A 19,810-nucleotide genomic window follows, 5' to 3' on the forward strand; every position below is an offset into this window, starting at 1 on the left:
GGGCTTTCCATTGCGCGGCGCAGTGACGCGTATTCCGCTGGCAGCGGCCGCCGTTATCGGCGAAACTACAAGGCTCGGCGGCTTTCTCGCCATCCGTCAACCCGCATCTTCCATCTCGTGCCGACGCTTGTGCAGTCGGTGGCAGGAGTCAACATGCAAGCATCGATCGAATCCACCGGCAATCTGGAACGCCGCCTGACCTTCACCCTGCCGCAGGAGCGCCTGGAGACGCATGTCGGTGGCCGCCTGCGCGAACTTGCGCGGACCACGCGCATCAAGGGTTTCCGCCCGGGCAAGGTACCCACCAAGGTCATCGAGCAGCGCTTCGGTCAGCAGGTGCGTGCCGAGGCGATGGAAGGCCTGCTGCGTGAGACCTTCGATTCGGCGGTGCGCGAGCATTCGCTGCGTCTGGCCGGCAACCCGCGTATCGACCAGGGCGAGAGCGATTTCGACTTCGTCGCCACCTTCGAAGTGGTGCCGGATTTCGGCGATATCGACGTGGCCAAGCTGTCGGTGGTGCGTCATACCGCCGAAGTGACCGATGCCGACATCGATCAGATGATCGAGAACCTGCGTCTGCAGCGCCGCACCTGGAACCCGGTCGAGCGCGGCGCGCAGGTCGGTGACCTGGTGGCGCTGGAGACCTGGTCGCAGGCCGGCGACGAGCGTCTGCCCGCCGAAGGCGTGGAAACCGGCAGCAGCGTGCTGGGCTCGGGCGTGATGTTCGACCAGATCGAAAAGGGCCTGGAAGGCCTGGCCAAGGGCGAAGACAAGACCCTGACCATCGACTTCCCGGCCGAGTGGCGCGTGCCGCAGCTGGCCGGCAAGACCGTGCAGGTGCACGTCAAGGCGGTCGAGGTCTCCGAGCCGGTGCTGCCGGTGGTGGACAAGGAGTTCATCAAGAGCTTCGGCGTGAAGAGTGGCGATGCCGAGCAGTTCCGCGCCGACATCCGCACCAACCTGGAGCGCGAGCTCAAGGGCGCGCTGATGAACCGCCTGCGTCGCGAAGTGGGCGAGCAGCTGATCGCCGCCTATGCGCACGTGGAAATGCCGCCGCGCCTGGTCGAGAACGAAGCCCGTTCGATGCTGGCGCAGCAGGTCGAGCAGGTCCGCCGCAGCGGCCGCAACCCGGGCGAGATTCCGGCCGATGCCCACCAGGGTTTCATGGACGCGGCTGCCAAGCGCGTGCTGGTCGGTCTGCTGGTGGGCGAGGTGGCCCGTCGCAACGAGCTGCGCCTGGAATCCAAGCGCGTCAGCGAAACGCTGCGTCTGATCGCCTCGACCTACGAAGAGCCGGAGCAGGTCATTGAGATGTACCGCAACGACCCCCAACTGATGAGTGGACTGCAGAGCCGTGTCATGGAAGAGCAGGTGATCGACTGGATCGCCGAGCGCGCCCAGCACACCGAGCAGTCGCTGTCGTTCCAGGACGCCATTCGGGTCTAAGGTAAGCGACCGCGTGACACCAACCCGCATCCCGATGGCTGGGATGCGGATGTCAAACCCGGGCATCGGCGCAAGCTGCTGCCACTACAGGAAGACTGATGAGCATTGTGACCAAAGCCCTGAACCTGGTGCCGATGGTGGTCGAACAGACCAGCCGCGGCGAGCGTGCGTATGACATCTACTCGCGTCTGCTGAAGGAGCGTCTGATCTTCCTGGTCGGTCCGATCGACGACCACATGGCCAACGTGATCGTGGCCCAGCTGCTGTTCCTGGAAGCGGACAACCCGGAAAAGGACATCAGCATCTACATCAATTCGCCCGGCGGCGTGGTCACCGCCGGCATGGCGATCTACGACACCATGCAGTACATCAAGCCGGACGTGAGCACCATCTGCGTCGGCCAGGCCGCCTCGATGGGCGCGCTGTTGCTGGCATCGGGTGCGGCCGGCAAGCGCTATGCGCTGCCGAACTCGCGCGTGATGATCCACCAGCCGCTGGGCGGCTTCCAGGGCCAGGCCACTGATATCGACATCCATGCGCGTGAGATCCTGACCCTGCGTTCGCGTCTGAATGAGATCCTGGCCAAGCACACCGGCCAATCCCTGGAGACGATTGCGCGCGATACCGAGCGCGACAACTTCAAGAGTGCGGTCGATGCGCAGGCCTATGGCCTGGTTGACCAGGTGCTGGAACGCCGTCCGGAAGAGTCGATCCAGCCGTCTTGATCGCCAGATTGCTGAAATTGCAGGAAAAACCGGCAGGGTCGGGCTGGGCGGATGTCCTCCCGACCCTGTGCTATTCTCGAAATCGAACCCCCGTGCATCGGGTGGGGTAACTGGGTAACAGAAGCATGAGCGAAGACCGCCAAGGTCGTTCCGGCGACAGCAACAAGATTCTCTACTGCTCGTTCTGCGGTAAGAGTCAGCATGAAGTCCGCAAGCTGATTGCCGGTCCCAGCGTATTCATCTGCGATGAGTGCGTTGAGCTGTGCAACGACATCATCCGCGAGGAACTCGAAGAGAAGGCGCAGTCGGCACGCTCCAGTCTGCCCAAGCCGCGCGAGATTCTCGAGGTGCTGGATCAATACGTGATCGGGCAGTTGCGCGCCAAGCGCACGCTCGCCGTGGCGGTGTACAACCACTACAAGCGTATCGAGAGCCGCAGCAAGAACGATGACGTCGAGCTGGCGAAATCCAACATCCTGCTGGTCGGTCCGACCGGCTCGGGCAAGACGCTGCTGGCCGAAACGCTGGCGCGCCTGCTCAATGTGCCGTTCACGATCGCCGATGCCACCACGCTGACCGAAGCCGGCTATGTCGGTGAGGACGTGGAAAACATCATCCAGAAGCTGCTGCAGAAGTGCGACTACGACGTCGAGAAGGCCCAGCAGGGCATCGTCTACATCGACGAAATCGACAAGATCTCGCGCAAGAGCGAGAACCCGTCGATTACCCGCGACGTGTCCGGCGAAGGCGTGCAGCAGGCGCTGCTGAAGCTGATCGAAGGCACGGTGGCTTCGGTGCCGCCGCAGGGCGGTCGCAAGCATCCGCAGCAGGAATTCCTGCAGGTCGACACCAAGAACATCCTGTTCATCTGCGGCGGCGCGTTCGCCGGGCTGGACAAGGTGATCCAGCAGCGTTCCAACGACGCTGGCGGCATCGGCTTTGGTGCCAAGGTCAAGAGCAGTGAGCGCAAGCAGGAAGTCGGCAAGATCCTGGCCGAGGTCGAGCCGGAAGATCTGATCAAGTTTGGCCTGATCCCCGAGTTCGTCGGCCGCCTGCCGGTGGTCGCCACGCTCGAGGAACTGGACGAGCCGGCGCTGATCAAGATCCTGACCGAGCCCAAGAACGCCATCACCAAGCAGTTCAAGAAGCTGTTCGACATGGAAGGCGTGGAGCTGGAGTTCCGCCCCGACGCGCTGTCGGCGATCGCCAAGAAGGCGCTCAAGCGCAAGACCGGCGCGCGTGGTCTGCGCACCATCGTCGAATCGGTGCTGCTGGACACGATGTACGAGCTGCCCTCGCAGGAAAATGTCAGCAAGGTGGTGGTGGACGAGTCGGTGATCGAGCACAAATCCGAGCCGTATCTGATCTACCAGGCGCAACCGGCGCCCGCCAAGGCCGCGTCCGGCGACTGAGGCCTGGATGCCGTCGCGCCGGGCCCCGGCCTCGCTCGCGGATAAAGGGTTTCCGAACGCTACTTGCAACACCTGGCCGATGGCCCCATAACGGGGCCATCGGCTTTTTTTACGCCCCAAAACCCCCATTCCTGCGGAGCGCCCCATGGCCCAGTCCCAACCAGAAGTTCTCGATCTGCCGGTGTTGCCGCTGCGCGACGTGGTGGTGTTTCCGCACATGGTGATTCCGCTGTTCGTCGGCCGTGACAAGTCGATGCGCGCGCTGGAAAAAGCCATGGAGGCGGACAAGCGCATCCTGCTGGTTGCGCAGAAGTCGGCCGAAACCGACGACCCGACCGCCAGCGACCTCTATACCGTCGGCACGCTCGCGCAGGTGCTGCAGCTGCTCAAGTTGCCCGACGGCACCATCAAGGTGCTGGTCGAAGGTCTGTCACGGGTCACCGTCGACAAGGTCGTCGAGCTGGATGGCGCATTGCAGGGCCAGGGCATCGAGATCGAAGCCAGCGACGCGCGTGAGCCGCGCGAAGTGGAAGCCATCGCGCGTTCGCTGATGTCGCTGTTCGAGCAGTACGTCAAGACCAACCGCAAGCTGCCGCCGGAGCTGCTGCAGACCCTGGCCGGCATCGACGAGCCGGGGCGTCTGGCCGACACCATCGCCGCGCACATTGGCGTGCGCCTGGCCGACAAGCAGCGCCTGCTGGAAATCACCGAGATCGGCGAGCGGCTGGAGCTGCTGGTCGGGCTGGTGGACGGCGAGATCGACGTGCAGCAGCTGGAAAAGCGCATCCGCGGCCGCGTCAAGTCGCAGATGGAAAAGAGCCAGCGCGAGTACTACCTCAACGAGCAGATGAAGGCGATCCAGAAGGAGCTGGGCGATCTGGACGATGCGCCGGGCGAGCTGGAGGAGCTGGCGCGCAAGATCGCCGAGGCGGGCATGCCCAAGCCGGTCGAGACCAAGGCCAAGGCCGAGCTCAACAAGCTCAAGCAGATGTCGCCGATGTCGGCCGAAGCGGCCGTGGTGCGCAACTATCTGGACTGGCTGCTGGGCGTGCCGTGGAAGAAGCGCACCAAGGTCCGCAAGGACCTGAAGGTCGCAGAGGACACCCTGGACGCCGATCACTACGGCCTGGACAAGGTCAAGGAACGCATCCTCGAGTACCTGGCCGTGCAGTCGCGCGTGAAGCAGATGAAGGGGCCGATCCTGTGCCTGGTCGGGCCGCCGGGCGTGGGCAAGACCTCGCTCGGGCAATCGATCGCCAAGGCGACCAACCGAAAGTTCGTGCGCATGAGCCTGGGCGGTATCCGCGACGAGGCCGAGATCCGTGGCCATCGCCGGACCTATGTCGGTTCGATGCCCGGCCGCCTGGTGCAGAACCTCAACAAGGTCGGCAGCAAGAATCCGCTGTTCCTGTTGGACGAGATCGACAAGATGTCGATGGACTTCCGTGGCGACCCGTCCTCGGCGCTGCTGGAGGTGCTCGATCCGGAGCAGAACAACTCCTTCAACGACCACTACCTGGAAGTGGACCTGGACCTGTCGGAGGTGATGTTCGTCGCTACCTCCAACTCGCTCAACATTCCCGGTCCGTTGCTGGATCGCATGGAAGTCATCCGCATCCCCGGCTACACCGAGGATGAGAAGCTCAACATCGCCATGCGTTACCTGGTGCCCAAGCAGATCAAGGCCAACGGCCTGAAGCCGGAAGAGATCGAGATCGGCAGCGATGCGATCCAGGACATCGTGCGTTACTACACGCGCGAATCGGGCGTGCGTAACCTCGAGCGCGAAGTGGCCAAGATCTGCCGCAAGGTGGTCAAGGAGATCGCGCTTGCCGGCCCGCAGCCGGATGCCAAGAAGGTGGTCGCCAAGAAGGGCAAGCCCAAGGCCCTGGTCACGGTCAACGCGAAGAATCTCGACAAGTATCTGGGCGTGCGTCGCTTCGATTTCGGCCGTGCCGAAGAAGAGAACGAAATCGGCCTGGTCACCGGCCTGGCCTGGACCGAAGTCGGCGGCGAGCTGCTGCAGGTCGAGTCCACGCTGGTGCCGGGCAAAGGCAACCTGATCCTGACCGGTCAGCTTGGCAACGTCATGAAGGAATCGGCATCGGCCGCCTTGTCGGTGGTGCGTTCGCGCGCCGAGCGACTCGGCATCGACGTGGATTTCCTGCAGAAGCAGGACGTGCACGTGCATGTGCCCGATGGCGCGACACCGAAGGATGGCCCGAGCGCCGGTATCGCGATGGTGACCTCGCTGGTGTCGGTGTTGACCAAGGTGCCGATCCGCGCCGATGTGGCGATGACCGGCGAGATCACCTTGCGTGGTCGCGTGTCGGCGATTGGCGGCCTGAAAGAAAAGTTGCTGGCAGCGTTGCGCGGTGGCATCCGCACCGTGTTGATCCCCGACGAGAATCGCAAGGATCTTGCCGACATCCCGGCCAACGTCACGCGCGATCTGAAGATCGTGCCGGTCAAGTGGATCGACGAAGTGCTGGATCTCGCGTTGGAACGTCCGTTGGCACCGAAGAAGGCGGGCAAGGAAAAGGCCCGCAAGACGGCTTCGCGGGTTGCGGTCCGCGGCAAGTCGCGCACTACTCCCGGTACTCGCGTCAAGCACTAAAACCGCTTGTCTAAACCCAGGCAAAACAAGCCAAAACCCGCGTCGTTATTGGGTTTTGGCTTGCGTGCGGTTGGGGGCGCTGGTATAAATGCACGACTCGTGGGCGCGGCAAATTGTGATGCGTCATGCGATACCACTTGTGTCGGGTTCTTCGCTAACGGCAAGAGCGCCGATTGTCGATTCCGCGGCATCTGCCGCAAAGGGAGTTTCAAGAATGAATAAAACCGAATTGATCGATGGCGTTGCCGCTGCCGCTGACATCTCCAAGGCTGAGGCCGGCCGCGCTGTTGACGCGGTTGTGAGCGAAATCACCAAGGCGCTGAAGAAGGGCGATGCCGTCACCCTCGTCGGCTTCGGCACCTTCCAGGTCCGCGCGCGCGCTGAGCGTACCGGCCGCAATCCGAAGACCGGCGACAGCATCAAGATCGCTGCTTCGAAGAATCCTGCATTCAAGGCTGGCAAAGCCCTGAAGGATGCAGTAAACTAATCGACTCGCTAGGGTGCTTAGCTCAGCGGTAGAGCGTCTCCCTTACACGGAGAGGGTCGGGGGTTCGAAACCCTCAGCACCCACCATTAAGCACCAGGCAAATGTTTCAAGCGCGGAGCGGTAGTTCAGCTGGTTAGAATGCTGGCCTGTCACGCCGGAGGTCGCGGGTTCGAGTCCCGTCCGCTCCGCCAGTTATACCGAAGCCCCTGAGCGATTGGGGGCTTCGTTTTCTCCACCGGATTCGCATTGCGGAAATGGTGGAGAAGCAGCAGTCCAAGTTTAAAGCGGAGCGGTAGTTCAGCTGGTTAGAATGCTGGCCTGTCACGCCGGAGGTCGCGGGTTCGAGTCCCGTCCGCTCCGCCAGTTATACAAAGCCCTCGGCTCCGTGCCGGGGGCTTTTTTTTGGCCGCTATGGCGGCAATTGCGCGCCGAAAGCCATGTCGGATCCGGTGCGGTGCGGGATTGGGCTGGGTGCCCGGCGTCAGGCGCGTTACACTGCGCGGCTCGCCCACAGGCCGTGATTTGCCAATGCTGCAGAAACTTCGCGACAAGACGTCAGGCTGGATCGCTACCGCCATCCTGGGGTTGCTGATGATTCCGTTCCTGTTCGTCATCGACAACAGCTATCTTGGCGGCATTGGCGCCAATAACGTGGCCAAGGTGCAGGCACCGCCGACATGGTGGAAATCGGCGCCGTCGTGGTGGCCGGTTTCGCTGCTGTGGCAGCACCATGAAATCAGTACGCAGGATTTCCGCGCCCGCTTCGAGCAGGCGCGCATGCAGGAGCGGCAGCGCCAGGGCGAGAATTTCGATCCGCGCACGTTCGAATCCCGCGAAAACAAATTGCAGGTGCTCGACCAGTTGGTCGACGAGCAAGTCGTGCGTCTGGGTGCCGAAGATGCCGGCATCGTGATCGGCGATGCGACGGTGCGCGATTACATCGCCGGCATTCAGGCATTCCAGGTCGACGGCAAATTCAGTCCCGACCAGTACCGCGCTGCACTTGCGCAGGGCACGCCGCCGCGCACGCCGGCGCAGTTCGATGCGTTGGTGCGCGACAGCCTGCAGCAGTCGGTGATTCCGCAGGCGATTGCCGAGTCGGGCTTTGCGACCAAGGCCGAGTTCGAGCGCTTGCTCAAGCTGATGGGCGAAACGCGTGACGTGCAGCTGGCCATGCTGCCGCCACCGGCCGCCGATACGGCGCCGGTCAGCGATGCACAGATCAAGCAGTGGTACGACGGGCATACCCAGGATTTCCGTCAGCCGGAGACGGTGACGATCGAGTATGTCGAACTCGATGCCGCCAAGTTGCCGCCGGCAACCGCCGCTGACGAGGCGACGCTGCGCAAGCGCTACGACGAAGAGAAGGCGCGTTTTGTCGAGCCTGATCAGCGTCTGGCGTCGCACATCCTGATCACCGCCGGTAGCGATCCTGCCGCGCAGAAAGCCGCCGAGGAGAAAGCGGCCAAGCTGGCTGCGGAAGCCAAGCAGCCCGGCGCCGATTTTGCCACGTTGGCCAAAGCCAATTCGCAAGACCCTGGTTCCAAGGGCGCTGGTGGCGATCTTGGCTGGGTCGAGAAGGGCACGATGGTCAAGCCGTTTGAAGATGCCTTGTTCTCGATGAAGGCTGGCGAGGTGGTCGGCCCGATCAAGAGCGAGTTCGGTTACCACGTGATCCAGCTGCGCGAGGTCAAGGGCGGCCAGGGCAAGTCGTTCGAGCAGGTGCGCGATCAGCTTGCCGCCGAGCAGCTCAAGGCCGATGCCGACAAGGCATTTACGGATGTGAGCGGCAAGCTGGTGGATCAGGTCTACAAGAATCCCACCGCGCTGGAGCCGGCAGCCAAGCAGGTCGGTCTGCCGGTGCAGACGCTGGGTCCGTTCTCGCGCGCCGATGCGAGCGGTATTGCGGCCAATCCGGCGGTGCTGCGTTCGGCATTCTCCGAAACGCTGGTGCAGGACGGCACGGTGAGCGATCCGATCACCATCGGTCCGAACCACAGCGTGGTGTTGCGTGTGACCAACCACACCGCCGAGGCGGCCCTGCCGTTGGACAAGGTGCGCGAGAAGGTGATCGCCGCCGTCCGCGCGGACCGCACCGAGAAGGCCGCCGCAGCGGCTGCCGACGCGTTGCTGGCACGTGTGCAGAAAGGCGAGACCCTGCAGGCGCTGGCCGCCAGCGAGAAGTTGCAGGTGCAGCCGATCCCGGGCTTGCCGCGCACCGCGCCGATTCCGACGCCGGCGGCAAACCGCGCCATCTTCAGCGCGCCGCGTCCGACCGACGGCAAGCCGTCGGTGGGCAAGGTGGAGCTGGATGGCGGGCGCTTTGCGGTGTTTGTCATCAGCAAGGCGACCCCGGGCGACCTGAAGCAGATGCCGGCCGAGCAGCAGACCATGCTGCGCGAGCAGCTGAGCCAGATCGACGGCAACAATGCGGCGCAGGCGTACGTCAAGGAAATGCGCAAGCGCTACAAGATCCAGATCGAAGAGGCGCAGCTGTAACCGCTGCTGTTCGACTGGTGGAGAAAGAGCCCGGGGAACCGGGCTTTTTCTTTGGCCGATGCCGTTGTGCGCAGGTGCCAGTGTTCGTGTGGGGTATCCCGCCGCTGGCGCTGCGGCGAGTCTGTGGTTGCGTGGACCAGGCACTGGATTCCCGCAGCAACTGGCTAAGACACTGCGATGGCCCGCCGCAACTGATCTGACGTCGTGCGTATTGCCATCCGTTTGGGATAGGTCTGCCGGGGTTGCGGATTTCGCGCGTCAGGATTGCAGGCGTGCGGTTGCGAAGACGTGCGTCATTCAACGTGCTGATCTGCCGAGCCAATCTGCCAGGCCAGAAAAGCCAGTGTCGGGTTGCGCGTTTGGTGCGCCTACGGGTGGCTGCCTGTCGGTTGGCGGCAGACGCTGCAAGCGCGCTCGATCAACTGCGATGTCGGTCGGCTTGCAACGATAGCGGGCCAATCGGCTGCGAGTACGCCCGTTTCCGATTCCATACGGCGTCGCAAGCAGCGCACGCAAAAGGTAAGTGTCAGGCGCTCTCTTCGCAGCCGACCTACTCCTGCGCAGCGCGGCGCTCAACTTCCCCGTGCAAGGTCGACGAAAAGCATGCCGCTGTGGTGTCAGCGGCGCCGGAACGGCGCCGGACGCAGGCGGCTTAGGTCAGGGTGTGTCTTCGAACGACAACACCATGCCGGGCTTCAGCACGGCACGCTTGTCCAGGCCATTGCTGGTCAGCAGTGTCGTGACGGTCACGCCGTAGCGGCGTGCGATGGCCCAGGCGGATTCGCCGTTGCGGACCGTATGCGTGGTGCGCGCCTGTGGCCTGGAGGCATCCGTCGTCGCGGCGGCAACGACCGTGGGAGTGGCAGCGCTGTTGTCCGCAGTGCTGCCCGTGTCGGCAGATGCGACCACGGCGCCTGTCGCACCTGGCTGCACAGGTGCGATCGGGGCGAGCACGTGCACGCCGCGCGGCGCGGCGCGGGCGCTGGCCAGCGCCGGATTCAGCCGGGCCAGTAACTGCGGCTCGATGTCACGTTGTCCGGCAAAGGCGTTGAGGCTGGTGCCGGCCGGCAATGCATGTTCGGTGAGTACCGGTACCGGGCGATCGAGCGAGGTCAGCAGATTGCCCTGCTGCTGCGCATGGTCCAGCACACAGGCCAGCGCGTGCAGCTTTTCCACGTACTCGTAGGTGACCTTGGACATGCCGGGCAATTCGGACGGGCGAGCGTTCTGCGCGTTCATGCCGGCCGTGCGCATGGCCTGCAGCACGCGATACTCGCCCGCGTTGTAGGCCATCAGCGCCAGGCGCCAATCGCCGCCGAACATGCCATACAGCGTCTTGAGATAACGCACCGCCGCCGTGGTGGAGTCCACTGCCGAGAGGCGTCCGTCGTATTGCGCGCCAACCGGCACATGGTGGTTGCGCGCAGTGGTAGCGATGAACTGCCAGAGGCCGGCGGGGCCACTGCCGTTGCGGGCGCCCGGGCGATAACCGCTCTCGACGAACGGAATCAGCGCAAATTCGGTCGGCATGTCGGCTTCGCGCAATTCATCGACCACGTAGCCGAACAGCGGCAAGACATCCTGTGCGTCGTCTGCCAGACGGGCCGGCGCGCGCGAGAAATGTTGTTCCCAGCGGGTATCGCTATGTTCGCTGTCGCAGCCTGGATCGGCGCGACCGTCCAGGAACGACGAAAAGATCTCCCGACCGTTGCGCACCTGGGGTGTGGCGGTCTGGGCGATCGAGCTCTCTGCGGGTTTGGAGCGGCTTGCGTCGTTGGACGATGCGGCTGCGGGTGCGATGACCGCTGATGCGGTCAGCACTGCCAGAAGCAGGCGCCTCATGCGCGAAATTCGTCTTTCCAGCGCCGAAGTTCGGCGAAAACGTCAACTTCAGAGGAAATTGCCCCACCTGCGCGAGATGCCACCGCAGCGCGGATTTCGGGACTGCTGGTGCGTAAGAACGGATTGGTGGCCAGTTCACTCTTGAGCGAAATCGGCAGGGTAGGACGGGCTGCATGACGCATGGCCTGGGCTTCCTGTTGACGGCGCTGCAAGGCAGCGTTGGTGGGATCGACGTGCAGCGCAAAGACCGCATTGGCCAAGGTGTATTCATGGCCGCAACACACGAGTGTTTCGCCAGGCAGGGAGGCCAGGCGCTGCAACGCGTCGAACATCTGAGGAGCGGTACCTTCGAACATCCGCCCACAGCCTAGGCTGAACAGGGTATCACCGCTGAACAGATGGCGTTCGGTGACGAAGGCGATATGGCTGCTGGTATGGCCGGGCACTTCCAGCACATCGAAGCTGTTGCCAAGCAGGCTCAAGCGATCACCCTGGCCCACCCGGTGGGCATCTGCCGGGATGCGTTGGTCGGCCGGACCGTACAGTGCAAGGTCCGGCCAACGCTGCTGCAGCGCTGCCACGCCGCCAATGTGGTCGGCATGGTGGTGGGTCAGCAGGACGGCGCTGGGGCTGAAGCCTTCGCGCTCTGCGGCGGCGAACACCGGCTCGGCTTGGCCCGGATCGACGATGACTGCGCGGCCATCGCTGGCGACCAGCGCCCAGATGTAGTTGTCGTCGAATGCGGGCAGGGCGGTCAGTCGCATAGAATTGGGACCATGCCTGCCACGCCATTCTCCCGTCAAGCTGGCGTCTCATCCTGGTTTGAAACAGGTGCAGGGCGCAGCCTGCTCCTGCTGGAGCGCAAATTGGCGCTTGCGGCGTTGCAAACGCGTCCCTCGCAGCCCTGGTTGTGGCTGACGCCGACGCCCGAGCTGCCGCCGCGCGAGCTGCTGCAAGGGCGCGGGCTGCGGCTGACTCGCAGCGCTGGCCGCTTTGCGGGCGATGCGCGTTGCGCCATGCCGTTTCCGTTGCCGACCGAAAGCCTGCAGGCCATCGTGGTGCAGCATGCGGTGGTGGGCGGCGCGGCGGAATTCCTGGCCGAATGCGAGCGGTTGCTGATGCCGGGCGGGCGGCTATGGCTGTTCACGCTCAATCCGCTGAGCCCGTACCGCTTTCGCTGGGCGCGGCGCGGTCCGGTGGCGCTGCGGCCGGATCGCTGGCGGCTGCTGGCGCAGCGTGCGGGGCTGCAATGCGTGGAGACCGAGCGCTACCTGGGGCCGATCTGGCGCACCGGGCGTGGCGTTACCGGCACCGATCGCGCACCCTGGCGCGCGGTGTATCTGCTCGAAGTGGAAAAGCGCGCCGCCGCTTCGATCGGGCCGACCCCGATCGCGATGCCCTCGCGCTGGCCGCAGCCTGTAGCCACGATCTGACGACCGACCACTTTCCAAACACCAGAAGCTGATGAAATCCATTGAAGTGCATACCGACGGCTCCTGCCTCGGCAATCCCGGGCCGGGCGGTTGGGCGGCCCTGTTGCGTTACAACGGCCGCGAGAAGGAATTGTCCGGCGGCGAAGCCACATCCACCAACAACCGCATGGAGTTGATGGCGGCAATCATGGCGCTGGAAACGCTCACCGAGCCATGCCAGATCGTGCTGCATACCGACTCGCAATACGTACGCCAGGGCATTACCGAGTGGATGTCCGGCTGGGTGCGCCGCGGTTGGAAAACCGCCGGCGGCGACCCGGTCAAGAACCGTGAACTGTGGGAGCGCCTGCATGCAGCCACGCAACGCCACAGCATCGATTGGCGCTGGGTGAAAGGCCACAATGGTGACCCGGACAACGAGCGCGTCGACGTGCTCGCCCGCAGTCAGGCCATCGCCCAGCGCGGTGGCAGCGCAACCGCGTAAGCAATCAGCAAGAGGATTCATGCGTCAGATCATTCTCGATACCGAAACCACCGGCCTGGAATGGCGCAAGGGCAACCGCGTCGTCGAAATCGGTGCGGTGGAGCTGCTGGAGCGGCGTCCGAGCGGCAACAACTTCCATCGCTACCTGAAGCCCGATTGCGATTTCGAACCGGGTGCGCAGGAAGTGACCGGGTTGACCCTGGAGTTCCTGGCCGACAAGCCGCTGTTCGCCGATGTGGTCGAGGAGTTCCTGGCCTACATCGACGGCGCGGAGCTGATCATCCACAACGCCGCGTTCGATCTGGGCTTCCTGGACAACGAGCTGTCGCTGCTGGGCGACAACTACGGCCGTATCGTCGATCGCGCCACCGTAGTGGATACCCTGATGATGGCGCGCGAGCGCTATCCGGGGCAGCGCAACTCGCTGGATGCCTTGTGCAAGCGCCTGGGCGTGGACAACTCGCATCGCCAGTTGCATGGCGCCTTGCTCGATGCGCAGATCCTGGCCGATGTGTACATCGCGCTGACCTCGGGCCAGGAAGAAATTGGCTTTGCCAGCGCCGATGCCGGCCAGCGCAGCGAGCATGGGGAGGGCATGATCACCTTCGATCCGGCGTTGCTGTTGCCGCGCGCACGGGTGGTGGTGACCGCGTCGGAGTCGCAGGCGCACGAGGCGCGCTTGGCTTACCTGCGCAAGAAGGCCGGACGCGCGTTGTGGGATGCGCCGGTTGAAGAGGTGGCTGCTGCCGGGTAGTGCGGCTGTCGGCAACGGGTGTCCGGCTGTCGCGCGGGGCGGCGATGTAGTGGGGGGTGCAGTGCGCCGCTGAAGCCTGGCGATTCTGGGCGTGAGTAGCGCGCACATGATGGCTGCCGTGCGGGTTCGATGCCCGTGCTTTGCGCGGCTAACAGCTACTTCAATCCGGTCTATTGCGGAGCGCGATGAGCTTGCTCTTGGCTGTAGGCCGGTGATCTGCGGCCTGGCTGCAGGGCCCTTGCCCACCCACCATCGCGGGACACGCCGCAAGTACGTCCGTGTAGGCTCTTACGCTGCATCCATGCCGCGTAAGGTCTCGCGACGGTGGGCGGGCAAGGACCCGTCGAGATGGTCGATGTGCATGGTATTTAACCAGGCAGCCGACTCCTGCTCTGGTGCAGCGCTCTTGTCGGTTCCGGGACCCTGGGCGGCCTGGATGCTGCAAGCGAGTCTTCAGGGCTAGATTGACGGCGTGGTTCGCAGGCGGTGAGGACACCGTACCCTGGACCGACCAAGCGTTTGTCTGCATCCAACCATATGCGACCAACGAAATTCTGCGCTCACCGCCAGCCGGGCGCTCGTTAGGTCTTGTTGGCCGCTTTCAGTAGCTGCGCACCAGGATCGCAGTGATGTTGTCCGAGCCGCCGCCATCGAGTGCGGCGGCGACCAGGCATTCGACACATTCCTGCGCGCTGCAATCGGCCTGCGACAGAGTCGCGGCGATCGCGGCATCGTCGACTTCTTCGGTGAGACCGTCGCTGCACAGCAGCAGTTGCATGCCGGATTTGAGCTCACCCTGCATGGTGGCGACATTGAGGTGGACCGGATCGGTGACGCCCAGCGCCTGGGTCACCACATTGCGATGCGGATGCGCGCGCGCCTGTTCGCTGGTTAGCGTGCCCTGGGCGATCAGTTCCTGCACATAGCTATGGTCCTGGCTCAGCTGCGCCAGCCGGCCGTCGCGCCACAGATATGCGCGGCTGTCGCCGACCCAGGCCACTTCGAAGCGCTGGCCCAGCACGCGCGCGGCGACGACGGTGGTGCCCATCGGCAAGGTGTCGTTGCAGCGACGCGAGGTCTTGATGATCTCTTCGTCGGCGATGCGTACCGCCTGGGCCAGCGGGGTGCCGGCGCGCACCTCGCGCACGATGGTTTCGCGTGCCAGGGCGCTGGCCACCTCGCCACAGGCATGCCCACCCATGCCATCGGCCACCAGCCACAGCCCCAGCTCGCTGTCGCCGTAGTACGTGTCCTCGTTGAGGTCACGGCGCAGGCCGACATGGGTAAGGTGTCCGAATTCGAGCATGGGGGCGGGTCGCCAAGGAAGGAGGTGCGTGACCATCATCGCGGGGCAGCCGGCCCGCAGCAACACGCCGATCGCGGGTGCCGCAGGGCGGGTTCACGCCCGGACCTTCGATCGTGCCGGCGATGCCGGCTCGGGCCGCTTGTGGCTGGGCGCCGGTGCCCGTATGATGCACGGCCCCGGGACACTGGGGACCATCTGGAGAGGTGGCAGAGCGGTTGAATGTACCTGACTCGAAATCAGGCAGGCGTTTATAGCGCCTCGGGGGTTCGAATCCCCCCCTCTCCGCCAGATTGAGGCGAGCAGTTGTGCCAGTGCCGCGTGAGTTTCGCCGGCGGCATTGGGGGGTGAGAAGCCCCGGGTTCGACAGACAGCAGCGCTGTCTGCACGGCGAAGCCGCCCGCAGGGCGAAGGCACGAAGTGCCGAGTGAATCCCCCCTCTCCGCCAGATTCGCATCAGCCCCCGCAAGGGGGCTTTTGTTTATGTGTCGCCGCCGCGCGCTGCTGTGCTGGCTACAATCCGCCCGATATCCGTTGGAGGCCTGTCATGTCCGAGATCCTGGTGCCCGTGTCCTTTGGTGAGCTGCTCGACAAGATCGCGATCCTGCAGATCAAGTCCGAGCGCATGAGCGACCCCGTCAAGCTGGCCAACGTGCGCAGCGAGCTGTCCGCGCTGGAGACCAGCTGGATGGCGCATCCGGCCGCCGGCCACGACATCGTGCGTCTGCGTGCGGCGCTCAAGGCCGTCAACGAGCGGCTGTGGGTGATCGAGGACGACATCCGGCTCAAGGAGCAGTCGCAGACCTTCGACGACAGCTTCGTGCAGCTGGCGCGCAGCGTCTATATCGAAAACGACGAACGCGCGCGCATCAAGAAAGAGATCAACCTGGCGCTGGGTTCGTCGTACGTGGAAGAGAAGTCGTATCAGGACTACCGCGCTAGTGGTGTCTGAGAGCCGCTGACCGCAGGTCTGCGTAGCCGATACACGTGGTGGTCGGTGGGTGCGCGGGGCTTTCTGGTGCGCCGCCACACTTCGAGTCGGCCGGCACCGCGGTGATTGGCTGCCGCGGACGTGAGCCGGCGGTGTTTGGCTCGTGCTTCCCGGCTGTCCTGGGCGTCTGCACCGCGGCGCAGCGCGCAGCTGCGCAACGATTGAACGCCTGTTCGAGCGACGATCCGACGCCGATTCTCAGCGCGGATGATCGCTGCGATAACGCTCGAATGCGGCGATCGCATCGTCCACGGTGATCAGCGCCATCACCTCGTCGAACTCGATCTTGGTGCCCCATTTCAGCTGGTCGGCCGGCTTGCCCAGGTATTTGCGGGCGGCCGCGTCGTAACGGTCTACGCAATAGCGCACGTCCGAGTAAGGGCCGCTGCGCAGCGGGTTGCTGGCCGCATGCAGGCCGAGCACCTTGGTGCCCATCGCGTTGGCGATGTGCATCGGCCCGGAATCGGGGGTGACCACCAGCTCTGCGCGGGCGAGCAGGGCGGGGAGTTGTTTGAGCGTGTCCTTGCCGACCAGGTCCAGCAACGGCGTGCGCGCGGCTGCGACGATGGCATCGGCGGTGCTGCGTTCCAGCTCGCTGCGGCCGCCGCACAGCACGACCCGCCAGCCTTGCGCTGCAGCGTGGTCGGCCAGCGCGGCATGGCGGTCGGGATACCAGTTGCGGCGTGCGTGGCTGGAGCACGGCGAAATCATCAGCACCGGGCGGCCATCGTCGTCCCATTGCGCGCGTGCCCAGCGATGCGCCTCGTCGGGAACCGGCAAGTCCCAGCGCACCTGGGTCTGGGTCAGGCCGAGTGGCTGCGCGAAGCTGCCGATGGCGTCGAGCACGTGGATGCCGGGGCGGTCGGCGATGCGCTCGTTGACGAACAGGCCGTGCAGGTCCTTGGAACGGCTGCGGTCATAGCCGATCCGCCGCTGCGCCGGTACGAAGGCCGACAGCACATTGGCGCGCAAGGCCACCTGCATCTGCAGCAGCGCATCGAAGCGACCCAATGGCGCCAGCGAGCGGCGGAGCGCGCGCATGCCGGCCACGCCGGTGCGCTTGTCGTAGGCATGGAACTGCACGCCGGGCAGGCCGTCGAGCAATTTCAGCCCGGCCTTGTCGATGATCCAATGCAGCTGGCTTGCCGGAAATCCCGCCTGCAGGGTGCGCACCAGCGGCACCACATGGGTGACGTCACCCAGGGCGGACAGGCGCAGCAGGCATAACGAAGCGGGCGTAGAAGCCATGGTGTTGTTAGACTCGATAGATGGTTTCTTTCGACGCCACTGAAGCGCTGGCGCCGTACCGCGAAGGCCGCGGCTATGGCGCCATTCTGTTCGACCGCGAACGGCTGCGGCAAGCCGATGCCGGGCTGTTTTCGCCGCAACGCTGGGGCGACAGGGCACGGCCGGTCGATGAAGGCGGGCGGGGTGGGGCGTGGTTCGTGGATGCGCCGTTCGGTCACAGCGTGTTGCGGCAGTACCTGCGCGGCGGCATGGCCGCGCGCGTGAGTCGCGATCACTATCTGTGGAAAGGCGCCGGGCGCACGCGCAGCTTTGCCGAGTTCCGACTGATGCGCGAACTGCTCAAGCGCAAGTTGCCGGTGCCGCGCCCGTTGGCGGCCTGTTATCTGCGCGAGGGGCTGAGCTATCGCGCTGCCTTGTTGATGGAGCGCCTGGAGAACGTGCGCTCGCTCGCCGATCATGCGCAGGTCGCCGGGCGCGGTGCGCCATGGGAAGAAACCGGGCGGCTGATCGCGCGCTTTCATCGCGCCGGCCTGGATCATGCCGATCTCAACGCGCACAACATCCTGTTCGATGCCGGCGGGCATGGCTGGTTGATCGATTTCGACCGCGGCGTGTTGCGCATTCCGGCCACGCGCTGGCGCGAACGCAATCTCAAGCGCCTGCATCGCTCGCTGCTGAAATTGCGCGGCAACCGCAGCCGCGAAGAGGTCGACAAGGATTACGAGCGCCTGCACCGCGCCTACGAACTGGCCTGGGGCCGGGGCTACTGATGAACTGGGCATTGCGGGTGCAAGGGGTCGGCAATGCGTCGGCGGTGGCGCTCGGTTCGCCGATGGCCACCATCGAGCGCGCCGGCGCGCCGTGGCTGACCATCGATTGCGGCAGCGAAGGGCTGACTACCTACCAGGCACAGTACGGTCATCTGCCGCAGGCGGTCTTCATCACCCATGTGCACCTGGACCACGTCGGCGGGCTGGAACGGCTGTTCGTGGACAGTTATTTCTCCCAACGCCGCGGGCGCACGCGCCTGTACGTGCCGGCGCCGGTGGTGCCGTTGCTGCAGCGGCGGATCGCCGACTACCCCAACGTGCTGGCCGAGGGCGGCGCGAACTTCTGGGATGCCTTCCAGCTGGTGCCGGTCGGCGACGCGTTCTGGCACGACGGGGTGCGGCTGGAAGTGTTCCCGGCGCGCCACCACTGGCCGGAGACCGCCTACGGGCTGCGGCTGAAGGGGGCGCTGGTCTGGAGTGGCGACACCCGGCCGATCCCGGAAATGATGGCCCGTTATGCCGATGACAGCGAGCTCATCGCGCATGACTGCGGCGTTCACGGCAACCCGTCGCATACTGGGGTGGACGATTTGGAGCGGGAATACCCGCAGGACCTGTTGAACCGCATGCTGCTGTACCACTACGCCAGCGACGCCGACGGCGACGTGCTCCGCGCACGCGGTCATCGCGTGGCCGTGCCTGGTCAACATCTGCCGCTGGCGGAGCCGACTGCCGCCATGGTGCCCTGATGGGCGCCCTGCTGTTGCCGAACCTGACCGCCGCGCCGATGCAGGACCGCTATGGCCGGCCGCTGCGCGACCTGCGCCTGTCGGTCATCGAGGCCTGCAATTTCCGCTGCGGTTACTGCATGCCGGCCGATCGCGTGCCCGACGACTACGGATTCGATGCGCAGCAGCGCCTGAGCTTCGATCAGCTGGAAACGCTGGTGCGTGCCTTCGTCTCGGTCGGCGTCACCAAGGTACGCCTGACCGGTGGCGAGCCACTGTTGCGTCGCGATCTGCCCAGCCTGATTGCGCGCCTGACCACGATCGAGGGCATCGAGGATCTGGCGCTGACCACCAACGGCACCTTGCTCGCCCGTCAGGCGGTGGCGCTGCGCCAGGCCGGGCTGCGCCGGATTACCGTCAGCATGGACGCGCTGGATCCGGAGCTGTTCAGACGCATGAGTGGCAACCGTGGCGAGATCGCGCAGGTGCTGGCCGGTATCGCCGCTGCCGAGCAGGCCGGCTTCCAGCGCCTGAAGATCAACTGCGTGGTGCAGCGTGGCGTCAACGAAGATCAGGTGCTGCCCCTGGTGGAGCACTTCCGTGGCAGCGGCCATGTGCTGCGCTTCATCGAGTTCATGGATGTGGGCAGTTGCAATGGCTGGACCGCCGATGCGGTGGTGACTTCGGCGCAACTGCACGCGCGCATCCACGCGCGCTGGCCATTGCTGCCGCTGGATGCCAATTACACCGGCGAAGTGGCGCAGCGGCATGCATTTGCCGATGGCGCCGGCGAGGTGGGTTTTGTCAGTTCGGTCAGCGTGCCGTTCTGCGGCGACTGCCAGCGCGCACGCGTGTCGGCCGACGGGCAGTTGTACACCTGCCTGTTCGCCAGCCAGGGCCATGACCTCAAGCCGGCCCTGGCCGAGGGTGAGCATGGATTGTCCGAGCATCTGCGTGCGCGCTGGAGCGTGCGTGGCGACCGCTACAGCGAGGTGCGCGCATCGACACCGCGCCGTGGCAAGCCGGTGGAGATGTTCCTGATCGGCGGGTAAGGCACTGCTGTTCCATCCA

Annotated in this window: 17 protein-coding genes and 4 tRNA genes; 17 read left to right on the forward strand and 4 right to left on the reverse strand. The window is 64.8% G+C overall.

What is annotated here, in order from left to right:
• Positions 1–153 precede the first annotated feature (153 nt).
• From tig to ACCQ04_RS05280, 9 genes are all read left to right on the forward strand, one after another.
• Positions 154–1,446 carry a trigger factor gene (gene tig, locus ACCQ04_RS05240; protein WP_024938422.1) on the forward strand — a complete coding sequence of 431 codons (1,293 nt, stop codon included), beginning with the start codon at positions 154–156 and terminating at the stop codon, positions 1,444–1,446.
• 98 nt (positions 1,447–1,544) lie between these two features.
• A complete protein-coding gene (gene clpP, locus ACCQ04_RS05245) occupies positions 1,545–2,171 on the forward strand; it encodes an ATP-dependent Clp endopeptidase proteolytic subunit ClpP (RefSeq protein ID WP_002806026.1) in 627 nt (208 codons plus the stop codon).
• A 125-nt stretch (positions 2,172–2,296) separates the two neighbouring features.
• A complete protein-coding gene (gene clpX / locus ACCQ04_RS05250) occupies positions 2,297–3,583 on the forward strand; it encodes an ATP-dependent Clp protease ATP-binding subunit ClpX (protein ID WP_003483788.1) in 1,287 nt (428 codons plus the stop codon).
• Positions 3,584–3,728: 145 nt separating this feature from the next.
• A complete protein-coding gene (gene lon, locus ACCQ04_RS05255) occupies positions 3,729–6,200 on the forward strand; it encodes an endopeptidase La (RefSeq protein WP_016904733.1) in 2,472 nt (823 codons plus the stop codon).
• A 214-nt stretch (positions 6,201–6,414) separates the two neighbouring features.
• Positions 6,415–6,687, forward strand: a complete 273-nt coding sequence (hbs, locus tag ACCQ04_RS05260; protein ID WP_024938423.1) for a non-specific DNA-binding protein Hbs — start codon at positions 6,415–6,417, stop codon at positions 6,685–6,687.
• Positions 6,688–6,698: 11 nt separating this feature from the next.
• A tRNA-Val gene (locus ACCQ04_RS05265) sits at positions 6,699–6,773 on the forward strand.
• 28 nt (positions 6,774–6,801) lie between these two features.
• Positions 6,802–6,878, forward strand: a tRNA-Asp gene (locus tag ACCQ04_RS05270).
• A gap of 95 nt (positions 6,879–6,973) precedes the next feature.
• Positions 6,974–7,050: transfer RNA gene (locus tag ACCQ04_RS05275), tRNA-Asp, on the forward strand.
• Between the two features lie 165 nt (positions 7,051–7,215).
• Entirely contained in the window at positions 7,216–9,186 is a 1,971-nt protein-coding gene (locus ACCQ04_RS05280) for a peptidyl-prolyl cis-trans isomerase (protein ID WP_226426741.1), read from the forward strand.
• A 657-nt stretch (positions 9,187–9,843) separates the two neighbouring features.
• On the opposite strand, the gene ACCQ04_RS05285 is transcribed toward ACCQ04_RS05280, so the two are convergent.
• Positions 9,844–11,028, reverse strand: coding sequence for a lytic transglycosylase domain-containing protein (locus ACCQ04_RS05285; RefSeq protein WP_226426740.1), 1,185 nt, complete (start codon positions 11,026–11,028; stop codon positions 9,844–9,846).
• Positions 11,025–11,792, reverse strand: a complete 768-nt coding sequence (gene gloB, locus ACCQ04_RS05290; protein ID WP_184455170.1) for a hydroxyacylglutathione hydrolase — start codon at positions 11,790–11,792, stop codon at positions 11,025–11,027. The genes ACCQ04_RS05285 and gloB overlap by 4 nt, the downstream gene beginning before the upstream one ends.
• A gap of 12 nt (positions 11,793–11,804) precedes the next feature.
• On the opposite strand from gloB, the gene ACCQ04_RS05295 reads away from it, so the two are divergent.
• From ACCQ04_RS05295 to dnaQ, 3 genes are read left to right on the forward strand one after another with little or no spacing between them, the layout of a single operon-like run.
• Positions 11,805–12,461: a hypothetical protein gene (locus tag ACCQ04_RS05295; protein WP_024938427.1), complete on the forward strand. Its 657-nt coding sequence runs from the start codon at positions 11,805–11,807 to the stop codon at positions 12,459–12,461.
• Between the two features lie 31 nt (positions 12,462–12,492).
• Positions 12,493–12,945 (forward strand): ribonuclease HI, encoded by a 453-nt coding sequence (gene rnhA, locus ACCQ04_RS05300; RefSeq protein WP_226426739.1) that lies wholly within the window; start codon positions 12,493–12,495, stop codon positions 12,943–12,945.
• Between the two features lie 19 nt (positions 12,946–12,964).
• Positions 12,965–13,699, forward strand: coding sequence for a DNA polymerase III subunit epsilon (gene dnaQ, locus ACCQ04_RS05305; RefSeq protein WP_226426738.1), 735 nt, complete (start codon positions 12,965–12,967; stop codon positions 13,697–13,699).
• Positions 13,700–14,300: 601 nt separating this feature from the next.
• Here dnaQ and ACCQ04_RS05310 read toward each other — a convergent pair.
• Positions 14,301–15,005: a PP2C family protein-serine/threonine phosphatase gene (locus ACCQ04_RS05310; RefSeq protein WP_024938430.1), complete on the reverse strand. Its 705-nt coding sequence runs from the start codon at positions 15,003–15,005 to the stop codon at positions 14,301–14,303.
• Between the two features lie 197 nt (positions 15,006–15,202).
• Here ACCQ04_RS05310 and ACCQ04_RS05315 point away from each other — a divergent pair.
• Together ACCQ04_RS05315 and ACCQ04_RS05320 are read left to right on the forward strand one after the other, a co-directional pair.
• Positions 15,203–15,293: transfer RNA gene (locus tag ACCQ04_RS05315), tRNA-Ser, on the forward strand.
• A gap of 256 nt (positions 15,294–15,549) precedes the next feature.
• Positions 15,550–15,954, forward strand: coding sequence for a DUF6165 family protein (locus ACCQ04_RS05320; RefSeq protein ID WP_184551514.1), 405 nt, complete (start codon positions 15,550–15,552; stop codon positions 15,952–15,954).
• Positions 15,955–16,191: 237 nt separating this feature from the next.
• Here the strand turns inward: ACCQ04_RS05320 and ACCQ04_RS05325 are convergent, their stop codons facing one another.
• Complete coding sequence (locus ACCQ04_RS05325) at positions 16,192–17,241, reverse strand: glycosyltransferase family 9 protein (RefSeq protein ID WP_126965173.1); 1,050 nt, start codon at positions 17,239–17,241, stop codon at positions 16,192–16,194.
• A 20-nt stretch (positions 17,242–17,261) separates the two neighbouring features.
• On the opposite strand from ACCQ04_RS05325, the gene ACCQ04_RS05330 reads away from it, so the two are divergent.
• The 3 genes from ACCQ04_RS05330 to moaA are packed head-to-tail and all read left to right on the forward strand — an operon-like array spanning position 17,262 to position 19,791.
• The gene (locus ACCQ04_RS05330) at positions 17,262–18,011 is read left to right on the forward strand and encodes a 3-deoxy-D-manno-octulosonic acid kinase (protein ID WP_024938433.1); all 750 of its coding nucleotides are present in this window, start codon (positions 17,262–17,264) and stop codon (positions 18,009–18,011) included.
• Positions 18,011–18,760 carry an MBL fold metallo-hydrolase gene (locus ACCQ04_RS05335; protein WP_226426737.1) on the forward strand — a complete coding sequence of 250 codons (750 nt, stop codon included), beginning with the start codon at positions 18,011–18,013 and terminating at the stop codon, positions 18,758–18,760. Before ACCQ04_RS05330 ends, ACCQ04_RS05335 begins: the two co-directional genes overlap by 1 nt.
• Positions 18,760–19,791 carry a GTP 3',8-cyclase MoaA gene (gene moaA, locus ACCQ04_RS05340; RefSeq protein WP_016902534.1) on the forward strand — a complete coding sequence of 344 codons (1,032 nt, stop codon included), beginning with the start codon at positions 18,760–18,762 and terminating at the stop codon, positions 19,789–19,791. The genes ACCQ04_RS05335 and moaA overlap by 1 nt, the downstream gene beginning before the upstream one ends.
• Positions 19,792–19,810: the final 19 nt, after the last annotated feature.

Source organism: Xanthomonas sp. NCPPB 2866 (assembly GCF_041475745.2).
GTDB classification, from domain to species: domain Bacteria; phylum Pseudomonadota; class Gammaproteobacteria; order Xanthomonadales; family Xanthomonadaceae; genus Xanthomonas; species Xanthomonas arboricola.

Bases quoted from the DNA above. Each gene is read 5' to 3' on its own strand.
- hbs (WP_024938423.1), top strand. From the start codon at position 6,415: ATGAATAAAACCGAATTGATCGATGGCGTTGCCGCTGCCGCTGACATC.
- tig (WP_024938422.1), top strand. From the start codon at position 154: ATGCAAGCATCGATCGAATCCACCGGCAATCTGGAACGCCGCCTGACC.
- ACCQ04_RS05310 (WP_024938430.1), bottom strand. From the start codon at position 15,005: ATGCTCGAATTCGGACACCTTACCCATGTCGGCCTGCGCCGTGACCTC.
- clpP (WP_002806026.1), top strand. From the start codon at position 1,545: ATGAGCATTGTGACCAAAGCCCTGAACCTGGTGCCGATGGTGGTCGAA.
- ACCQ04_RS05330 (WP_024938433.1), top strand. From the start codon at position 17,262: ATGGTTTCTTTCGACGCCACTGAAGCGCTGGCGCCGTACCGCGAAGGC.
- ACCQ04_RS05280 (WP_226426741.1), top strand. From the start codon at position 7,216: ATGCTGCAGAAACTTCGCGACAAGACGTCAGGCTGGATCGCTACCGCC.
- ACCQ04_RS05325 (WP_126965173.1), bottom strand. From the start codon at position 17,241: ATGGCTTCTACGCCCGCTTCGTTATGCCTGCTGCGCCTGTCCGCCCTG.
- clpX (WP_003483788.1), top strand. From the start codon at position 2,297: ATGAGCGAAGACCGCCAAGGTCGTTCCGGCGACAGCAACAAGATTCTC.
- rnhA (WP_226426739.1), top strand. From the start codon at position 12,493: ATGAAATCCATTGAAGTGCATACCGACGGCTCCTGCCTCGGCAATCCC.
- ACCQ04_RS05335 (WP_226426737.1), top strand. From the start codon at position 18,011: ATGAACTGGGCATTGCGGGTGCAAGGGGTCGGCAATGCGTCGGCGGTG.
- gloB (WP_184455170.1), bottom strand. From the start codon at position 11,792: ATGCGACTGACCGCCCTGCCCGCATTCGACGACAACTACATCTGGGCG.
- ACCQ04_RS05285 (WP_226426740.1), bottom strand. From the start codon at position 11,028: ATGAGGCGCCTGCTTCTGGCAGTGCTGACCGCATCAGCGGTCATCGCA.
- ACCQ04_RS05320 (WP_184551514.1), top strand. From the start codon at position 15,550: ATGTCCGAGATCCTGGTGCCCGTGTCCTTTGGTGAGCTGCTCGACAAG.
- moaA (WP_016902534.1), top strand. From the start codon at position 18,760: ATGGGCGCCCTGCTGTTGCCGAACCTGACCGCCGCGCCGATGCAGGAC.
- ACCQ04_RS05295 (WP_024938427.1), top strand. From the start codon at position 11,805: ATGCCTGCCACGCCATTCTCCCGTCAAGCTGGCGTCTCATCCTGGTTT.
- lon (WP_016904733.1), top strand. From the start codon at position 3,729: ATGGCCCAGTCCCAACCAGAAGTTCTCGATCTGCCGGTGTTGCCGCTG.
- dnaQ (WP_226426738.1), top strand. From the start codon at position 12,965: ATGCGTCAGATCATTCTCGATACCGAAACCACCGGCCTGGAATGGCGC.